Here is a 19,608-nt window from a genome sequence, read left to right as displayed (position 1 = left end):
GAAGTATCTTTGGCACACTAAATACAAAAGGTTGAATGATTATTCTAAAATATAGTTTAGCTATTTTCTGTTTACTGCTGACAGGATGCTCCTTCTTTTCCAGCCATAAGGAAAAGGAGAGCACTCCCCTCATGGAATACGAACAAACGACGGAGGATATACAACCATGCGAAGAATGTTCCATCATCTCACCACCGGAACGAAGCGAAATGGCTCTCTACATGGACTCATTAGGACTCGTCAATATAGCTGACCTGGATAGCAGTCTCGTTGTAAAACTGATGTATACACAGGCTGATAATTTCACAGGCGAAGTGCTTTACGACAACTTAACGGAAGCCTACCTGCATCCGGATGCGGCATACGCTCTGATAGAAGCACAAAAAGCCTTAAAGAAACTACACCCGTCTTATAGTCTTATCATTTACGATGCGGCACGTCCCATGTCGGTACAGAAAAAGATGTGGAACGTAGTGGAAGGAACGTCCAAATATAAATATGTCTCCAACCCCAACCGTGGAGGCGGGTTACACAACTACGGACTGGCAGTAGACGTCAGTATCCAAGACTCTCTGGGACAGCCCCTACCGATGGGAACCAAAGTAGACCACTTAGGCATGGAAGCACACATCACAGACGAGATCGGATTGGTACATAATGGAAAAATGAGTGAAACAGAGCGTCAGAACCGATTACTGCTACGAAAAGTGATGAAAGAGACCGGATTCCGTGCATTACCCAGCGAATGGTGGCATTTCAATTTTTGCAGCCGGGACGTAGCCAAACAGAAGTATAAGTTAATACCATAACCGACACTCAACAACCCCATAATCAGAGCTCGACGATTCATTGTAATATCCTATAACACAATAACACCATGATGCAAATCTCTCCTGAAACCCAACTTTTTATTCGCGAACATTCATCGGACGATGTACGTGTGCTGGCTTTACAAGCTAAAAAGTACCCGGATATAGATATGCCAACTGCCATCACCCAAATTGCAGGAAGGAAGGTAGCAGCCGAAAAGATTCCCTCATGGTGGGAGATCGAAAAGATATGGTATCCGAAACATCTGTCGCTGGAACAATGCTCTTCAGAAATCACCGCCCGCTACAAAGCACGTCTTTTGCAGGGAGATTCTCTGACCGACCTCACCGGCGGATTCGGCATTGACTGTTCTTTTCTTGCCACTGGATTCAAATCCGCCACTTACGTAGAACGTCAGGAGGAACTCTGCGAAATAGCAGCACATAACTTTCCCGTACTGAATCTAAACCATATAAACATAAAAAACGAAGATGGAGTAACCTACCTGCAAGCAATGTCCCCCGTAGACTGCCTTTTCCTCGACCCTGCGCGCCGCAATGAGCACGGCGGAAAAACGGTTGCCATCTCCGACTGCGAACCAAACGTAGCCGAACTGGAAGAGCTTTTACTTCAAAAGGCCAACCGGGTAATGATAAAACTCTCCCCCATGCTCGATCTTTCATTGGCACTGAAAGAACTGAAACAGACACAGGAAGTTCACATTCTGTCCGTCAACAACGAATGCAAGGAACTACTAATTCTACTCGGACAAACATCACCGGCAGAAATCTCCATTCATTGTGTGAACCTTTTCACAAAAGGAACTCAAAAAGAACAACACTTTGTATTCACCCGCGAACAGGAACAATGCAGCGAATGCACATATACGGATTCTTTAGAAACCTATCTTTACGAACCGAATGCCTCCCTTCTGAAAGCCGGTGCTTTCCGAAGCATTGCAGCAGCCTATCCTGTCCGCAAACTGCATCCCAATAGCCATCTTTATACTTCCGATACTTTCATTGAAAACTTCCCCGGAAGAATATTCCGTATTGTCAACCAGTGCAGTTTCAATAAAAAAGAAGTAAAGGAGAATCTGGCAGACCTGAAAAAAGCAAATGTAACTGTCCGTAACTTCCCCGCCACAGTAGCCGAACTCCGCAAACGAATCCATTTGGCTGAAGGAGGAGATACCTACTTATTTGCCAGTACATTAAATAATGGGCAAAAAGTTCTGATTCGCTGTGAGAAAGTCTGAACTATTTTCTATTTTTGCAAAAAAGAAACACAATCTAAACTAATCCAGATGAATCAAACACTCATAAAAGCCATTCTATTACTAATCGCATTCACCTTGTCCTGTCACACTCTACTTTTCTCACAGAGAGATTTTGAGCGACACGAGTTCTCTTTTCACGCGGGCTACGGTGTTATGTTCCATCACCCTCCTACACTCACGTTAAGTACCCATAGTTACCAACGTACACTCGCACAAGGCGTAAGCTGGGATGGACAATATAATTTCCGCCCTCTCAAACGTTTTGTCTTTGGAGGAATCTACTCCGGATTTTCTTCCAAAGGAAGTCATCCTGAAGGGAAGGACCATTTATGGGTTCATTTCATTGGTACTCAAATCGGAATGTGTAATGCCAACACCAAACATTGGCAAATCCGCGTAACAACTGGTCCCGGTGGAGTCATTCTACGGAACAACAGTGAGGTGTTCGGCAAAACACGGAAAGTGAAAGCCTTCACTATTGGTCTCCTGACCAATGCCAATCTTACCTATAAACTGAATCCCAATCTGGGAGTCAGTCTAGGAGTACAATATATGTATAGTGAACTGCTTAGAATTAGAACCCACTATCACGGAGAAAGGGTTATTGTAAAACTCGATGGCAATAATGATACCAACCTCACACGAATAAATTTCACTACGGGATTATCCTATTATTTCTAACATTCACTCAAAAAAAGCACTATGAAGAAATATATACTCATTCTTTTTTCCATTATCAGCTTTTGGAGCTGTACGGAAGATGAATCGATTGACATTACAGTTTTACCTTCTGTCACCACTACAGGTGCCAACACCTTTGGCTGTCTGATGGACGGATGGATTTATGTGGGAGGACGATACCTGAATTGGGGGCACTCGTATGTCTGGACGTATGATTCATTCCACTACTATCCGGAGGAGGACAAACTATCCGTCAATGTTTCCGTCAAACCTGACATCAACATACACTTCATCATTTTATCTCCCCAGGAAGGCAAAGAAGCAACTCTCACCGATATACGGTTCAGAGGAGAAGAACTGGAAGACGGAACAGCTTTTATAAGCCATTTTGACCCAGAATTGAATATTATCAGTGCAACCTTCGGCAATGGCAAACGCCTGACTAACGGACGTTTTGATATTCATTATACAACACAACAGCAATAATGGCGGCGACAGTAATAACTATTCAGATTTACTTTCTTCTCCCGCCTTATTGGAAGGATTGTTACTTTTCTGATACTCTTTGGGAGTGGTTGTCTCATTTCCATCCCGTACAGCCATATAGTGCGGCGACATAATTTCAATGCCGGCTTCATTAAATTTATCCTGAATATTCTGATGCAAATCCGAATAAATCTGTGCCATTTTATCTGCCTGTTTGATATAAGCATTAATTTGATAGACCGGATACCAGTCGCTCAAAGAAGTCTCTAACACAAACGGACGCGGATCATCCACCACTCCGGGAGTATTCAACGCAGCATCAATCAGTATCTGATTAACCTGTCGCCAGGGAATATCATAACCGATAGATACTTCCGAGTGAATAATCAGTCCATATTCACGTGCCGAAGTACTGTAGTTTACCGTATGAGACGACATGATAAATGAATTGGGAACAGTCACAACCTCATTTTTAGGAGTCCGAATACGTGTCACTAGAGGAGTCTTTTCAATGATATCTCCGGTGGTATCATTCAATTTGATCCGGTCACCCATCTTAAACGGACGCATATAAGTGATAACCAATCCAGCGATGATATTACCAATAACCGTACTTGATCCGAGCGAAACAATCAATCCGACAAATACCGAAATACCTTGGAACACTCCGGAATCGGAACCCGGGAGATAAGGATAAATCATCGCAATCATAAATGCATAGAGCAGGAAACGAGCGATATGGAAAGTCGGCATCGCCCAGTCCGGGTAGAAGCCGTTGATTTTGAGCCGTCCTGCTTCCACCTCACGTGCCAGATACAAGACGAGACGTACCAAGTATTTCACGGCATACCAGATAACGATGATAGTAAACAATTTGGGCACATAGTCGATAATACCCACAAAGATACCGCGAATCGGATTCCATATATATCCTAACAGTTGGTATGCCAGTCCTTCCGTCTGGGGAAAGATGATGAAAATCAACGGTACGGTAAACAGTAGTTGCAATCCCATCAATATATACCGCCCGATACTGGACAGGAATACCAACAGGTTCGCCTGTTTCTGCGCATCCAGCAATTCATACCCCTGGATGGATACCGGTTTTATCTTCGTATCTTTCAGGCGCAGGATACGCGCTTTCAGTTTACGGAACAACCAATTGGTCAAGCGGAACAGGAAATACTGTCCCACAATTACCAACACAAAATAGAGCACACGCTTTGCCATCCGCCAAAGTCCGTGCTCCGCTTTCATCTCATGCAGTTTGGTAATGACGTTCTGCTGTCTTTCCTTAGCTAACGAATCACGGGAAACTCCTTCCCACAAAGCATCCTGATCGGTAAGAGAAAGCAGGACTTTACTGCCGTACATCAAATCGGAAACAATGTCCGAATGGTCGATAGCCACAGAATCGGGTTGTAGATTAAAGCGTCTTCCTATCTCTTCAATCGCTGCACCGGTCATTTGGGCACGTTGCTGAGGAGTATATCCGCCTCGTTTGGTGAAAAGGTAGAATAAGGTATCACCGTCCGCCACTACCGGTATTCCCTTAGTGAACTGACGCAGAGAGTCAATACGCTGTCGCTGCTGTACATACTTGACGGAGTCGGCAGTAGCCATCTGGAGCTTCATCTGCTCCATTTCCATCCGCATATTCGCTTCATTGAGCCGGGCTTCTTCCAACGATTTCCGCATATCCGCCAGATGGATAGAGTCCGAATCCCGTTTCAAAGGAACATGTCCGTTCGTTACTGTATCTCCGGCAAATATCTTCTTAACCGCCTGTTCCAACTGTGCCTGCGCCCCGATTGCCAGAAAAGAAAGGAACAACACCAGTAACGACCGTTTTATTTTATTTATTTCCATACCTTATATCCCTTGATTATAATTAAGGTTAATCTAACTTTTCATAAAAAACAGAGCAAACATACGGATTGTTTTTGACATTACCATTTCCAAATTGATTATCTTTGCCACTAAAAGAGAAAAAGCATGAATATATTATTACTTATCGGGGGATTAATCCTCATTCTTCTAGGAGCTAACGGATTAACAGACGGTGCCGCCTCGGTAGCCAAGCGTTTCCGCATCCCTCCCATCGTGATCGGACTTACCATCGTTGCATTCGGTACTTCTGCCCCGGAACTGACGGTCAGTGTATCTTCTGCTCTCAAAGGAAGCGCGGATATTGCCATAGGCAACGTGGTGGGAAGTAACATTTTCAATACATTGATGATTGTAGGCTGCACGGCATTATTCGCCCCGATTGTCATCACCCGCAATACACTTAGAAAAGAGATTCCGCTCTGCATACTTTCTTCTATTGTCTTGCTGATTTGTGCCAATGATGTATTTTTGGATAAAGCTCCGGAGAATATCCTGAACAGAGTAGACAGCTTGTTGTTGCTTTGCTTCTTTGTCATTTTCATGGGCTACACTTTTGCCATCGCTTCCAAGCCGGTTACAATGGAACAACAAGCAGAACATCCGGTCATAGAAGAGGAAACAGAAATCAAATCACTGCCTTGGTGGCAATCCATTCTTTATATCATCGGAGGCTTGGCCGCCCTTATTTATGGAGGGCAGTTGTTTGTCGACGGTGCCACGGGCATCGCCCGCAACCTGGGTGTCAGCGAATCAATTATCGGACTGACACTGGTTGCAGGAGGGACTTCTCTTCCGGAACTGGCTACGTCTATCGTTGCCGCATTAAAGAAAAATCCGGAAATTGCCATTGGAAATGTGATTGGTAGTAACCTCTTCAATATATTCTTTGTACTGGGATGCAGCGCGAGCATCACTCCTCTCCATCTTAGTGGAATCACCAATTTTGACCTGTTTACATTAGTAGGTTCCGGTATTCTGCTTTGGTTATTCGGACTGTTTTTTGCCAAGAGAACAATTACAAGAATCGAAGGAGCGATTATGATACTTTGTTATGTGGCGTACACGGTAGTATTAATTTATAATACCTAAATAATATAACAAAACACCTGATATTCAGCTTCATTCCAAGTAAAATTTCCTTCTTCAAACATAGAAACTGGTACAATACGAATGTTTAATGATTTCTTCCCCTTAGTATACCTGACTGGAATTTCAAAATCATCTTCCAGCCAACGTTTATAAGGGTTACTATCAGCTACATACCATAAACGTTCTGTAACTTCTTCGCCATCAACAAAAACACGGGCTGCTTGTCGAGCATCGTTTTGATCGCTCAACCTACGCAAACGCACTCCTTCATTTTGAGAAGATATGTTCACTCTAAAATTACTAAAATTTTCAAACCGGACAATTTCTCCTACATATAAAATACTATCCTCATTTCCTTCAAAGAAACTTTCCAATTTTGTTCTTCGTACATTACCCATAGCTTTATAAGAGTGTTGCTTAATGGAATGCGAAGAACTTAAATCCAAGCTATCAGTCTTCACCAGTACATTTTTATCTTGACCATAATAAAATATAGTACCCGAATGTTCCAAATACTGATTATTATATTCTCCCGACTCTATACCAAACTTCAACTCTGAATAGAAAGGATAACTGTCGCCTATACAAAAACGAGTCATTGACCATGGGTTATCCGAAAGACCGTCATACCCTCCCATTGGATGCACTTCGGGCGGAGTCGGAAATCCCCAGCCATAACAAACATAACTTTCAGAACCGTCGCTCTCAACTTGTGGAGTCCGTTTGCCATCAATATATATACGAACATCCCCTTCACAAGAAATAATATGTGAGCGTTCGGCGTGACATGTAATATGAGCAGCAACCATCTTCCCTCTTCCTTGAATAGCAGCTATCGGACTATCTGTTCCTGCCACATATTTTCTCGTATAATATGGTGTATTACGAAAATACCCGGTATTAAATGTAGGATAAACCGACCGGGAAACTGCTATTTCAGAAAATCCCAAAGAAACAGGAACACCACTACGATTTTCAATTATTATCTTCGCATGCTTCCAATATGGCATTGGAAAATAATTATAAAACCAACCGTATGTGTTATATCCTGACAGCAGATAGTTGGTATCGTGAAAGCCCAAAGAATTACCTCCCAAACACGCCAAAGGACAAGAAATATCGGGTTGTTGATGAGCATCCCAAAACATATGAATCCATACATTCTGCAAGTGCTGCTCATTAATCTCCGGAAGATAAAATTTTAAAGAACCAATAGCTCCCTCTCCTTTTTCATCCAATAAAGTAATGGACTCGCCAGCATTGATCTTTTGTTCCGACTTACGATGATATGCCAATTGATCTTTACACAAAAGATTGCTTCCTTGTTTCTTCCATAATTGTATCAAAGTATCATAATTCTCCTTCCCGGTAAAGGTCTTGATACCATTGTCCGCATAAGTGTGGTATACAACATGTCCCCAACCTCCTTCACCTTTGGTTCTTTCATAACCTTCCAGTTTCACATCGGTAGTTACACGGCATCCCTTGTTAAACGGCATTGGAACAAAACTCCGTGCAACACGTATGGGCCCTCTTCCGTTATCAAACGGACCAATATAACTTTCAGCCAAAGGTTTTATAAAAGGTTCTTTTTCTCCGAATTCAGATAAACGCAAGCTAAAACGAGGTGTTTCTTCTCCATCAAAATAAAAACGGAAGAGCGGATCACTTGAACTCATATAGCGATGTTGTACAAGGTTATAAATGCATCCCGGACCATCAACATCAAATATTACCCACTCTCCACGTTGGTCCTGATAAAGACTCCAATCCCAGTCGGCATTCTTTCCTCTTTTATCAATGCTGCCTTCATAATGGACCGAAATTCCACGATCTAACAAGGGCAAAGATGCAATATCAACCATTCGTGATATACCATAAGATATACTATCGGTTTGCCAACCCAACCGTGATACAGAGACTATCGGACCAATTGCCGACAATGACACAACCCCGAAAACTACCAAACAAACTAAAAAAATACTTTTTTTCATAAGGTGATAAATATAAAATAAAACATTAATCTATCTATAAAATTTAATTCATAAAAGTACGGCAACTTATATAAGCATACAACCACTTTATTATCAAATCAATATACTATTTCGACCTTCAAACCATCTGTTATCATATTTATTTCCCGGCTTAATCCCTTTTTGTATATATAATAAGGTAATATACTCTTGTTTGAAATAAATAGTAAGAAAAGTATCAGTATATGATAACAAAGCACTTTTTTACATATTTTTTTTGTGCTTACTTTGCAACGTCCATCTTATATGTTATACCTAATTTATTATGAAAATGAAGAAAGTCATTTTGTTTATCACCTTATTCTCCATGATATCATTATTCAGTTACAGTAAAAATCCTGTAAAACAATGGGGACAACTACAAGTGAAAGGCAATCAATTATGCGATCAAACCGGAGACCCTATTGTTTTAAGAGGGGTTAGTTATGGCTGGCACAATCTATGGCCTAGATTTTACAATAAACAATCTGTAAAATGGTTGAAAAAAGATTGGAAATGCACCGTTTTACGTGCAGCAATGGGGACAGTTATTGAAGACAATTACATTGAAAATCCCGAATTTGCATTAAAATGCATGAATAAAGTGATTAAAGCAGCGATAAAAAATGACCTCTATATAATAATCGACTGGCATACTTATTATCCGCAAAAAGAAGAAGCGAAAGCATTTTTCTCGATGATGGCACAGAAATACGGAAAATATCCTCATATTATTTATGAAATATATAACGAACCCATGGAAGACAGTTGGGAAAGCGTGAAAGAATATGCAACTGATATTATCTCTGAAATACGCAAATATGATCCTGATAATATTATTCTTGTAGGCAGTCCACACTGGGATCAAGATTTACACCTGGTAGCAGAAAGTCCTTTAAAAGGATTCAATAATATAATGTATACCCTCCATTTCTATGCCGCCACTCATAAACAAGAGTTACGGGATAGAGCTGAAGCGGCATGGGAAAAAGGAATTCCCATTTTTGTTTCAGAATGTGCAGGAATGGAGTGTACTGGCGATGGGCCATTAGATATACCGGAATGGACCCGTTGGGTAGAATGGATGGAAAGTAAAAAGATCAGCTGGGTTAACTGGTCCATTTCAGACAAGAACGAAACTTGCTCTATGATTCTCCCGCGAGCAAGCAAAAACGGAGGATGGGATGAGTCTTTAATAAAACCAGCAGGACGCCAAAGTCGTAAGTTTATCCGACAATACAACTCATATATTTATAAAAATAAAGAATGATAAAATAATATCAGTTTTAGGTAAATAACGTCAATTATTTACTTTCCTTATTTACTAGCTTTGCATCAACAATAAACCTACGAAATTTTATAATAAAGTTAATTTTAAATTTGAGAAAAATGAAAAAGAATCTCTTTTCTTTTCCCCGCTCAAAAGTGCGGATGTTAAAAGGATCAAAAGGAGTCTGGCTCTTCTTGATTATGTTCTGGATGATAAATACAGCTGCCTCAGCAGCAGGTATTGAGATTAAAGGTACTGTAACAGACAGCAAAGGTGAACCTCTTCCGGGAGTTAATATTGTTGAGTTAGGAGTTAAAAAGAATAATGGTACCATCACTGATTTAAATGGTAAATATACTATAACAGTAGAAAGCCAAAAATCTGTTCTTCAGTACACTTTTATCGGTTATAAAACAACAGAAGTCACTGTAGGAAACCGTAAAACAATCAATGTTTCACTCAAAGATGATACTCAATCTCTGGATGAAGTAGTAGTTATCGGCTATGGTACAATGAGGAAAAAAGATTTATCCGGAGCTGTTTCTTCTATTAAAAGTGATGACTTGATGCTTGGTAATCCTACCAGTATTTCCCAAGCTTTACAAGGCAAATTAGCCGGTGTACAAGTAAACCAGAGTGACGGTGCTCCCGGTTCAGGCGTAAGTATCACCATCCGTGGTGCCAACTCATTTTCTACAAATTCACAACCACTTTACATTGTCGACGGCATTCCGTTTGAAGTAGGAGACACTCCAAGTAGTAAAGCAAATGAAGGCAATAACTCAACAACCAATCCTCTTTCATTAATCAATCCTAATGACATCGAATCAATCGATATTTTGAAGGATGCTTCTGCAACAGCCATTTACGGTTCTCGCGGAGCTAATGGTGTCGTATTAATTACCACTAAAAGAGGTCGTGCCGGAGATGCCAAAGTTGAGTTCTCGGCCAACTTCGGACTTTCCAAAATAGCCAAAATGGTCAAAATGCTGGATGCTTACACTTATGCTAATTATGTAAATGAAGGTGTAATCAACGGAGCTGCTTATGACAATCTTCCCTATTCATACCTGCCTTATCGTGGAAAATGGAACTACCGTCGCGACGAAAACGATAAAATCGTTCCTAACTCCGGTAAATACTATGCTTCACCAGAAGATTATCTCAATCCGGGTTATCGTGAAGACGAATATGGCAATAAAGAATGGGTAGAAGGCACCAACTGGATGGACGAGATCTTACAAGATGCATTAACACAGGAATACAATCTTAGTGTATCAGGAGGAAATGAAAAGAGCAACTATGCATTTTCAGGCAACTATACAGACCAGAGTGGTATCATCAAGAATTCAGGTTATGAACGTTTTGCTGTTCGTGCCAACATTGGAAGCCATGTGAAACCCTGGTTAAATACGGGACTAAATATCAACTTTACCCGTTCGTTAACTAAGTTTGCCAAGTCAAATTCCTATGATTATAGTATCATCCGCTCTGCTATGCTTTATTTACCAACATTATATGTAGGGGACAAGACAGAAGATGATTCTTATGCATGGTTATCAGCCAATCCACGTACATACGTTAATACAGCTAAAGATGAACTGAAATCAATTAATGTGTTTACTTCTGCATTTGCCGAAATTACAATCCTTGATTGTTTGAAATTCCGTCAGAATCTAGGTATCAGTTATTCTGTAAACGATCGTGCAAGTTACTACAATCGTGAAACAGGAGAAGGTAAAGCTTCCAACGGACGAGCTGGTAAAAGCGACAATTTCTGGCAGAACTTAACAGCAGAATCATTGGTTACTTTCGATAAGACATTCAACAAACTACATCATCTCAATGTAGTAGCCGGTTTCACTTACGAAAAATCAGACTGGGGTGGCAAAACAATGAATGCGTCCAACTTCCCGACTGACATCACACAGGACTTCGATATGAGCCAGGCGTTAAATATTGAGACACCAGCCAGCTATCGAGGACAAGCAGTTCTAGTCTCCTTATTAGGACGCGCCAACTATACACTCAAGGATCGCTATATTTTCACAGCATCGTTCCGTCGTGATGGTTCAAGCCGTTTCGCTCCCGGAAATAAATTCGCGAACTTCGCTTCAGGAGCAGTAGCATGGACTATATCTGAAGAAGAATTCATCAAAAACCTAAATATATTCAGTAACTTAAAGTTGCGATTCAGCTACGGTCAAACCGGTAATCAAGCGATCAGCAGTTACCAGACCATCGCTTCACTTGCACCATCCAATTACCCTCTCGACGGAACATTGAGCAGTGGATTTGCAGGACAAACTTACAAAGGTCCTTTGAATGACAAACTCAAATGGGAAACAACCGACCAATATAATGTCGGACTCGACATGGGATTCTGGAATAACAGGATTAGTTTATCCGCTAACTATTATTATAAAAAAACTAATGACCTGCTACAAAATGTATCTATACCGAATAGTACCGGTTATACTACCATGTGGACGAATTTCGGTCATGTAAAAAACAAAGGACTTGAGCTAACCGGTAAAATCATTGCATTAGATAAAAAAGACTGGACCTTAGACTTCGACGGTAACATCTCTTTTAATAAAAATGAAATCGGAGGTTTAACGGCCGATCAATATGCTAACCAATTATGGTATAGTGCCAAAGAAGTCTTTCTGCAAAGAAATGGATTACCTATCGGAACACTCTTCGGCTATATAGAAGACGGCTTCTATGATAATATAGCAGAAGTCCGTGCAGATCCAATATATGCCAAAGCATCTGATGATGAGGCTCGCAGAATGATCGGTGAAATCAAATACCTGGACAAAAACAATGACGGAAAAATAACGTCAGAAGACCGAGCTATCATCGGTGATACTAATCCAGACTTTATTTACGGGCTGAACGCCAATTTACGATGGAAAAATCTGACTCTGGGATTGTTCTTCCAAGGTACTCATGGTAATGATATTTTTAATGGTAACTTGACAAATATCGGAATGAGCAGTATTGCAAACATCACTCAAGATGCTTATGATTCCCGCTGGACACCAGAGAATGCAGCTAACGCCAAATGGCCTCGCGTCACTACTGCAATGACCCGTGACATGAAACTCTCCGACCGTTATGTAGAAGATGGTTCTTACTTCAGACTAAAAACGATCAACTTAAACTACAATTTCGGTTCAGTCATAAAAAGAATTAGCAACTTGTCTGTTTTCGGTACAGTAACAAACGTATTCACGATTACAGGTTATAGTTGGTTTGATCCGGATGTAAACGCCTTTGGTTCTGACGCTTCCAGAAGAGGAGTTGATATTTTCTCATATCCAAGCAGCAGAACATATTCAATAGGTTTTAAATTAACGTTATAATCTCAAGAAATAATGAAAAAGAAAAATATATTCATATATCTGATGGCATCCAGCCTCCTATTATCCGGAGCAGTAATGACATCATGCGAAAGTATGATCGAAGAAAAGCCTTTTGACTTCATTGTCCCTGAAGATGTTGAGGATTCTGATAACGGTGCCGACATGTGGGTAACAGGAGTATATAACACATTACACGAAGCCATGTTCAGATACGGTAGTTTCCCACGTCCGCTGGATTATGACTGTGACTATATTTCCGGTGCAGTATGGCAGTTCAGCCAATTTGGAAGTGGTAACTTCCAGGGAGGTGACGGACAAGCCGATGTACTTTGGACCGGAATGTACTCTTTGATTAACCGAGCAAATATAGCGGTTTCTGAAATCAACAAGATGCAAAATGTATCAGAAGTATTTAAAAAGAATGCATTAGGAGAATGCTATTTTCTTAAAGCATGGGCATATTTCTATCTGGTACGTGCTTATGGAGCTATCCCTATTTATTCCGTCAGTGTAAACGAATCCGGGCAATATACTAATAATCCGCGCATTCCAATTGCACAAGTATACACGGAAACAATCATACCTTTGCTTAAAGACGCCAAAGATATGATTTATAAAAATTCGGACAATGGATTTAAACCCGGAAGAGTCTGTGCTGCAACTGCGGCAGGTTTGTTAGCCAAAGTATATGCGACTATCGGCTCTGCGTCCATGGCTACCGGAGAACAAATAACAGTAAAAACCGGCGCACCGTTTGTCATGCAGAATGTAAACGGCACTATGACCAAAGTATATACAGAACCTGTTCCGACAACATTCTCCAAGGATCAAGTTGCCGGTTACGAAAGCTTTTCCTCTCAAGAATATTATAGACTGGCCTACGAAATTGCAGGAGATATAATAGGAGGAGAATATGGAATACACAAACTTGAGGACTATGATTTGGTTTGGTCTCCTTCCGGCAAGACTTGTAGCGAACATTTATTCAGCTTACAAACTAAGTCCGGTGATGAATTATACGGTACATTATTCAGCTCGCACTACTGTGGCAGACTCAATGCAGCAGGAAATATAGACAATAGCTTAACGGTAGGATGTAGAAAACACTGGTATCTATTATTTGAAGAAAAAGACTACCGCGTGAACAAGGGAGTGTTGCATTGTTGGATACGTCAGAACTCTGATACAAGTTGGGGGGGTGGTTCATACTATCCGAACTTTGGGAAATGGCAACGTATGGTTGAAGCCAAAGAACCTCCGTTCGATAATCCTAAAGTAACCTCCGGATGGAGATGTGATGAAGGAGGATCAGAACAGTTCTTCGCTTTCACGACCAAATATTCACAACAAATAGCCGATCAGACTCAACCTCGTACAGATGCCAATTACCCATTTTTACGTTATGCTGATATTGTTCTAATTTTTGCAGAAGCAGCTAATGAATTAAATGGCCCGACAAAAGAATCGGTAGATGCTTTAAATGATGTTCGCACCCGTAGTAATGCAACAGGCAAAGAACTGGCAAACTTTACAGATAAAACCAGCCTGCGTTCTGCAATCCTTGAAGAACGTGCAATGGAATTAGCCTTGGAAGGCGATCGTCGTTGGGATTTAATACGTTGGGGAATTTATTTGCAGGCAATGAATGCTCTAGGCGGAATGGATGAAGCTAACAACGTAAAACAACGTTCCAGCAAACATCTGCTATTCCCGATTCCGACTCTTGAAATCCTGACAAACCAAGGAATTAATGAGAATAATCCTGGCTGGGATTAATCACTTATAACCATGTAAAAAACAGATTATGAAGAAAATAAAATATTTTGCAATAATCGCAGCATCCATATTTACTTTAACATCCTGTACGGATATTGTTGAAGTCGACGATCTGAAAGCCAAAGAAAACAAACCGTCAACAGGTGCTCCGACTGTAGACAAAGTCGTTTTGGCAACAGATGCTGAATTTCCCATTGAGGGAGCAAATTTCGAACAAGTAGTACGAATCGAGGGAACAAACCTTGGAGATATCACTTCCCTAAAATTCAATGATATCGAGGTGGACAGTAAGGAGATATATTCGACATACGATATGCTTCTCGCACCTATTCCCCGTGCACTTCCTAAAGAAGTGACAAACACAATTTATATTACAACCAAACACGGAGAACTAAGTATTCCTTTTGTCGTTTCCATCCCTGATTTAACAATCAATGGACTCAAGAATGAATTTACCCAGCCGGGAGATACGACGGTTATTACAGGTGATAATTTTGACCTCTACGGTATTACAATTGAGGAAGCAATTGTTAATCTAGGCAATTTACCAGTAAATGTAATCGATGCTACTCGTACAGAGCTGACAATAGAAATTCCTGCAAATGCCGCTCCGAAATCTACTCTTACTATAAAAGGGGCAAACATGGATGAAGCATACAAGCTCACATACATGGATCCGGGAGTATCTCAACTTTTCGATTTCAATAATTGGCCGGGAAGCGGTGCCTTTACACATTCCAGCCAATTCCCTGATGCCCCGAAAGATTTCTTATGTGACGGCACATTAGAAGGACAACCGGAACCATTAGTAGAAGGAGGAAAATATATTCGCTTCAATAATTCCGTGAAAGCTTGGGGATGGATGGTTATGTGGGCCGGATATATTACTGTACCGGCAGAAGTAGCCGCAGACCCTTCATCTTACGATTTAAGATTTGAAATCTGTACTGGAGCTAAATTTCCGATATCAGCCCAGGCGCGTATCATTTTAGGAGATTATGGATGGTATCCTTCCAAAGGAGGAATTCCTGTTAATACTTATGGTGGATGGCAAACTGTACGGATCAGTGCCGATACAGAAGCATTGTTGCCTAATCCTATCGATCCTAGTACCAACACAGCTTTCAAAATCATATTTTCTCCCGAATCTGCTCAAGATTTTGATTTAAGTATGTGTAATTTCAGGTTTGTTCATAAGTAAAAATAAAAAGGGAACGCTCGTACTAAAGCGTTCCCTCATAAACAAAAACAATTCGATTTATGCTAAAAGACTTATTTTCATTATTAACGATTATAGCACTTCTATTTTCATCTTGTTCCAAATCAGACGAAGAAGAAAATGGTGATGAACCTCAACCAACCAAACAAACAGCTTATTTCGGAGTTAACCTGTCAGGAGCTGAATTTGGGAATGTATATCCGGGGGTAGATGGTACTCACTATGGTTATCCCACAGAAAAAGACTTGGATTACTTTAAAGCCAAAGGTCTTTATCTGGTACGTTTTCCATTTCGTTGGGAACGCATACAACCCACAATGAATGGAGAATTAAATGCAACAGAACTGGCAAAAATGAAGAAATTCGTCAAAGCTGCCGAAGATAGAAACATACAGATACTATTGGATATGCATAACTTTGGAAGATATTGTGTATATTGCGACGGGCAAAGTTCACAAAATAATCAATATGCAATCATTGGTAATGCACGATGCACTGTTGACAATTTCTGTGACGTATGGAAAAAACTGGCAAAGGAGTTTAAAGACTATAAAAATATCTGGGGTTACGACATTATGAATGAACCCTACGAAATGCTGGCATCGACACCGTGGGTTAACATAGCCCAAGCTTGCATTAATGCCATCCGCACTATAGATACTAAAACAACCATCATAGTTAGCGGAGACGAATTCAGTTCTGCCAGACGATGGAAAGAATGCAGTGACAATCTGAAAACTCTTACAGATCCAAGTAATAACCTGATATTCCAGGCACATATATATTTCGATTCGGATTCTTCCGGAAACTATAATAAAGGATATGATGAAGATGGTGCAACCGTTCAAACAGGGGTGGCTCGTTTGAAACCTTTTGTTGACTGGCTGAAAGAGAATAATAAACGTGGATTCGTCGGTGAATATGGAATACCTGATACTGACGGTCGTTGGCTGGATATTCTTGATGCAGCACTTAAATATCTACAAGAAAATGGAATAAACGGAACTTATTGGTCTGCCGGTCCACGATGGGGTGACTATCCCTTATCTGTCCAACCGACCAATAATTACACACAGGATCGTCCGCAATTAAGCACGCTCCTGAAATATAAAAGTACACAACAATAATCAGAATAAATACTGTCCATGAGAACTCGAATCATCACCATTATCACTTTACTGCTATCTACTCCAATGATTATTGCACAAAAATCAATGGATGAGATAGACAGGGAAAGCTTTGCAGCAAAGCTATCTCCAATAGAAGTAAAAGGTATACAGATGACTGAAGCAGGAAATATTCCTCTTGTCAGGGATACTCCTGCGAAAATCTCTTTGGACGGAACTTGGCAACTGGCAGAAGGAGGAAGTGAAAAAGAACGTTTACATACCATCTGGACAGATCAAATACCCGCCCGTGTGCCTGGTAGTATTCACACCGCATTAGTAGAAAATGAAATCATACCTGATCCATACATCGGACAGAATGACTCTATTGCAGAAAAACAATCTTACAAAACATGGTGGATGAAGCGGGAGTTCGAACTAGACTCCCCCTCATCGCACTGTATATTATCTTTTGGCGGAATCGCTAACAAATGTACAATATGGCTCAATGGAAAACTTTTGGGAACACACGAAGGTATGTTCGGAGGCCCCGATTTTTCAATAGGTAAATATTTAAAGAATAAAAATACTCTCATAGTAAAACTAGAAGCCATTCCCCAAATGTTTCTGGGAAACTGGCCTCCCAACGCAAATGAAAGTTGGAAATATACTGTTGTATTCAATTGCGTTTATGGATGGCATTATGCACAAATCCCATCATTAGGAATCTGGCGTAGCGTTCAATTAAAAGAACAAGCCGCAGTAGAAATAGAATCGCCATTCATCGCCACTCGTTCGCTCAATGGTCAAATGCGCTTAACTCTCGATTTGCATAAAGAATCATCTCCATTAAAAGGAGTATTATATGCAGAAGTATCTCCTAAAAACTTTAAAGGAGTAAAACAATATTATCATTTCGACATAAATAGTCAGAAGAAACAGGAAACTCTATCTTTAGACCTTCAAATCAAAGATCCGCATCTTTGGTGGCCCAATGACAGAGGAGAACAATCACTATACGACCTCAACCTATTCTTCATTCCACAAAAAGGGAAGACAGCCCATACAAAAACGTCGTTCGGTATACGGACTATTGAAATGAGACCATTAATTGATGGTGCTAAAGAAGATTATTATAACTGGACATTCGTCATCAATGGCAAGCCGATGTTCATAAAAGGAACAGGCTGGTGCACTATGGATGCATTAATGGACTTCTCAAGAAATAAATACGAGCATTTGCTCCAGATAGCCCAAAGCCAGCACATACAAATGTTAAGAGCCTGGGGAGGAGGAATGCCCGAAACCGATGATTTTTACGAATTATGCGATAAATATGGTATTTTAGTCATGCAAGAATGGCCAACGGCCTGGAATAGCCATAACACGCAACCGTACACTATCCTGCAAGAAACAGTGGAAAGAAATACCAAACGATTAAGAAATCACCCTTCTCTTATTATGTGGGGAGCAGGGAATGAATCAGATAAACCATTCGGACCTGCAATTGACATGATGGGACGACTTAGTATAGAACTTGACGGAACACGTCCCTTCCATCGTGGGGAAGCCTGGGGAGGCAGCCTGCACAATTACAACTGCTGGTGGGACGATGCTCATCTTAATCACAATTTGAATATGACCGCTCCTTTTTGGGGAGAATTTGGGATAGCATCATTGCCTCACATCGAGACAGTGCGTAGATATTTGGACGAGGAAAAAGAAGTGTGGCCTCCCCAAAGGAGCGGTAATTTCACGCACCATACTCCTATCTTCGGAACGATGAGAGAAATGGAGAAACTCACTCAATATTCCGGTTATTTTATGCCGAAGGATTCGCTGGCTTCTTTCATCCTCGGGTCACAGTTAGCACAAGTAGTAGGAGTGCGCCATACATTAGAACGGGCACGCACATTATGGCCTCATACTACCGGAGCACTTTATTATAAGATGAACGATAACTATCCTGGTGTATCATGGTCATGTGTAGACTATTATGGTATCATCAAACCCGTTCACTATTTTGTGCAAAAGTCTTTTGCCCCGTTAGCAGCAGTCATGCTATTTGACCGCAGCAACCTTGCCAGTCAAGAAGTCAGTCTTCCTGTCTATCTACTTGATGACTGCCAAACATTAGAGAAAGAACCTTATCAAGTCAAAGTGTCTATATACAATGCATTACTAGATACTGTTGCCACCCATACTTTCAACGGTACCGGCGATGATAATGTCGTCAAAAAACTAGGAGAAATAAATCTGAATAGAGAACAAACCAAATCGACCATGCTATTCTTTGTTCTGGACATAATCAAAGATAACAAAAACATATATCGGAATTATTACTTTACCAATTACGAAGTACGTCCGGGCTCCATCGTATCAATGCCCCAAACAGAAATTAAAATGGAACGCACAGGCAATATGGTGACTTTAACAAATACAGGAAAGCACCCTGCTATCGGAGTACACGTAGAAGTACCAGAAAAAATGGACCAACTTATCGTTTCGGAGAACTATATATGGCTTAACCCACAGGAATCAAAAATATTAAAAATAAATTTGGAATCTCCAGTTATTGTAAAAGGCTGGAATCTTCAATCACCCTATTAAACAGAACAT

The 19,608-nt window shown here is 40.7% G+C and carries 13 protein-coding genes; 11 read left to right on the top strand and 2 right to left on the bottom strand.

Features of this window, described 5'->3' with window-relative positions; all coding sequences use genetic code 11:
- Nucleotides 1-35: 35 nt before the first annotated feature.
- The 4 genes from KSX81_RS12935 to KSX81_RS12920 all read left to right on the top strand — a co-directional run bounded on the left by KSX81_RS12935 (nucleotide 36) and on the right by KSX81_RS12920 (nucleotide 3,256).
- Nucleotides 36-809 (top strand): M15 family metallopeptidase, encoded by a 774-nt coding sequence (locus KSX81_RS12935; RefSeq protein ID WP_004322997.1) that lies wholly within the window; start codon nucleotides 36-38, stop codon nucleotides 807-809.
- Nucleotides 810-877: 68 nt separating this feature from the next.
- A complete protein-coding gene (locus tag KSX81_RS12930; RefSeq protein ID WP_004322996.1) occupies nucleotides 878-2,068 on the top strand; it encodes a THUMP-like domain-containing protein in 1,191 nt (396 codons plus the stop codon).
- A gap of 48 nt (nucleotides 2,069-2,116) precedes the next feature.
- Nucleotides 2,117-2,770 carry a hypothetical protein gene (locus KSX81_RS12925; protein WP_004302604.1) on the top strand — a complete coding sequence of 218 codons (654 nt, stop codon included), beginning with the start codon at nucleotides 2,117-2,119 and terminating at the stop codon, nucleotides 2,768-2,770.
- 21 nt (nucleotides 2,771-2,791) lie between these two features.
- Nucleotides 2,792-3,256, top strand: a complete 465-nt coding sequence (locus tag KSX81_RS12920) for a hypothetical protein (RefSeq protein ID WP_004302605.1) — start codon at nucleotides 2,792-2,794, stop codon at nucleotides 3,254-3,256.
- Between the two features lie 18 nt (nucleotides 3,257-3,274).
- On the opposite strand, the gene KSX81_RS12915 is transcribed toward KSX81_RS12920, so the two are convergent.
- Complete coding sequence (locus KSX81_RS12915; RefSeq protein ID WP_004322995.1) at nucleotides 3,275-5,125, bottom strand: mechanosensitive ion channel family protein; 1,851 nt, start codon at nucleotides 5,123-5,125, stop codon at nucleotides 3,275-3,277.
- A gap of 126 nt (nucleotides 5,126-5,251) precedes the next feature.
- Between KSX81_RS12915 and KSX81_RS12910 the strand changes: the two genes are divergently transcribed.
- On the top strand, nucleotides 5,252-6,235 hold the full coding sequence (locus KSX81_RS12910) for a calcium/sodium antiporter (protein ID WP_004322994.1): 984 nt from the start codon (nucleotides 5,252-5,254) through the stop codon (nucleotides 6,233-6,235).
- Here the strand turns inward: KSX81_RS12910 and KSX81_RS12905 are convergent.
- Nucleotides 6,232-8,229, bottom strand: coding sequence for a DUF2961 domain-containing protein (locus tag KSX81_RS12905; protein ID WP_004302608.1), 1,998 nt, complete (start codon nucleotides 8,227-8,229; stop codon nucleotides 6,232-6,234). The genes KSX81_RS12910 and KSX81_RS12905 overlap by 4 nt on opposite strands.
- 310 nt (nucleotides 8,230-8,539) lie before the next feature.
- Between KSX81_RS12905 and KSX81_RS12900 the strand changes: the two genes are divergently transcribed.
- The 6 genes from KSX81_RS12900 (at nucleotide 8,540) to KSX81_RS12875 (ending at nucleotide 19,599) form a co-directional block, all read left to right on the top strand.
- Complete coding sequence (locus tag KSX81_RS12900) at nucleotides 8,540-9,517, top strand: glycoside hydrolase family 5 protein (RefSeq protein ID WP_004322993.1); 978 nt, start codon at nucleotides 8,540-8,542, stop codon at nucleotides 9,515-9,517.
- Nucleotides 9,518-9,636: 119 nt separating this feature from the next.
- Entirely contained in the window at nucleotides 9,637-12,888 is a 3,252-nt protein-coding gene (locus tag KSX81_RS12895; protein ID WP_004322992.1) for a SusC/RagA family TonB-linked outer membrane protein, read from the top strand.
- A gap of 12 nt (nucleotides 12,889-12,900) precedes the next feature.
- Nucleotides 12,901-14,664: a RagB/SusD family nutrient uptake outer membrane protein gene (locus KSX81_RS12890; RefSeq protein WP_217725465.1), complete on the top strand. Its 1,764-nt coding sequence runs from the start codon at nucleotides 12,901-12,903 to the stop codon at nucleotides 14,662-14,664.
- Nucleotides 14,665-14,692: 28 nt separating this feature from the next.
- Nucleotides 14,693-15,865, top strand: coding sequence for a glycan-binding surface protein (locus KSX81_RS12885; protein ID WP_004302612.1), 1,173 nt, complete (start codon nucleotides 14,693-14,695; stop codon nucleotides 15,863-15,865).
- Between the two features lie 59 nt (nucleotides 15,866-15,924).
- Nucleotides 15,925-17,010 carry a glycoside hydrolase family 5 protein gene (locus KSX81_RS12880; protein WP_004302613.1) on the top strand — a complete coding sequence of 362 codons (1,086 nt, stop codon included), beginning with the start codon at nucleotides 15,925-15,927 and terminating at the stop codon, nucleotides 17,008-17,010.
- Nucleotides 17,011-17,028: 18 nt separating this feature from the next.
- Nucleotides 17,029-19,599, top strand: coding sequence for a glycoside hydrolase family 2 protein (locus tag KSX81_RS12875; RefSeq protein WP_004322991.1), 2,571 nt, complete (start codon nucleotides 17,029-17,031; stop codon nucleotides 19,597-19,599).
- Nucleotides 19,600-19,608: the final 9 nt, after the last annotated feature.

Source organism: Bacteroides sp. MSK.18.37 (genome assembly GCF_019129155.2).
GTDB classification, from domain to species: domain Bacteria; phylum Bacteroidota; class Bacteroidia; order Bacteroidales; family Bacteroidaceae; genus Bacteroides; species Bacteroides ovatus.
Note: the sequence above shows the minus strand (reverse complement) of the source record. Positions and strands in the feature narration are given on the sequence as shown.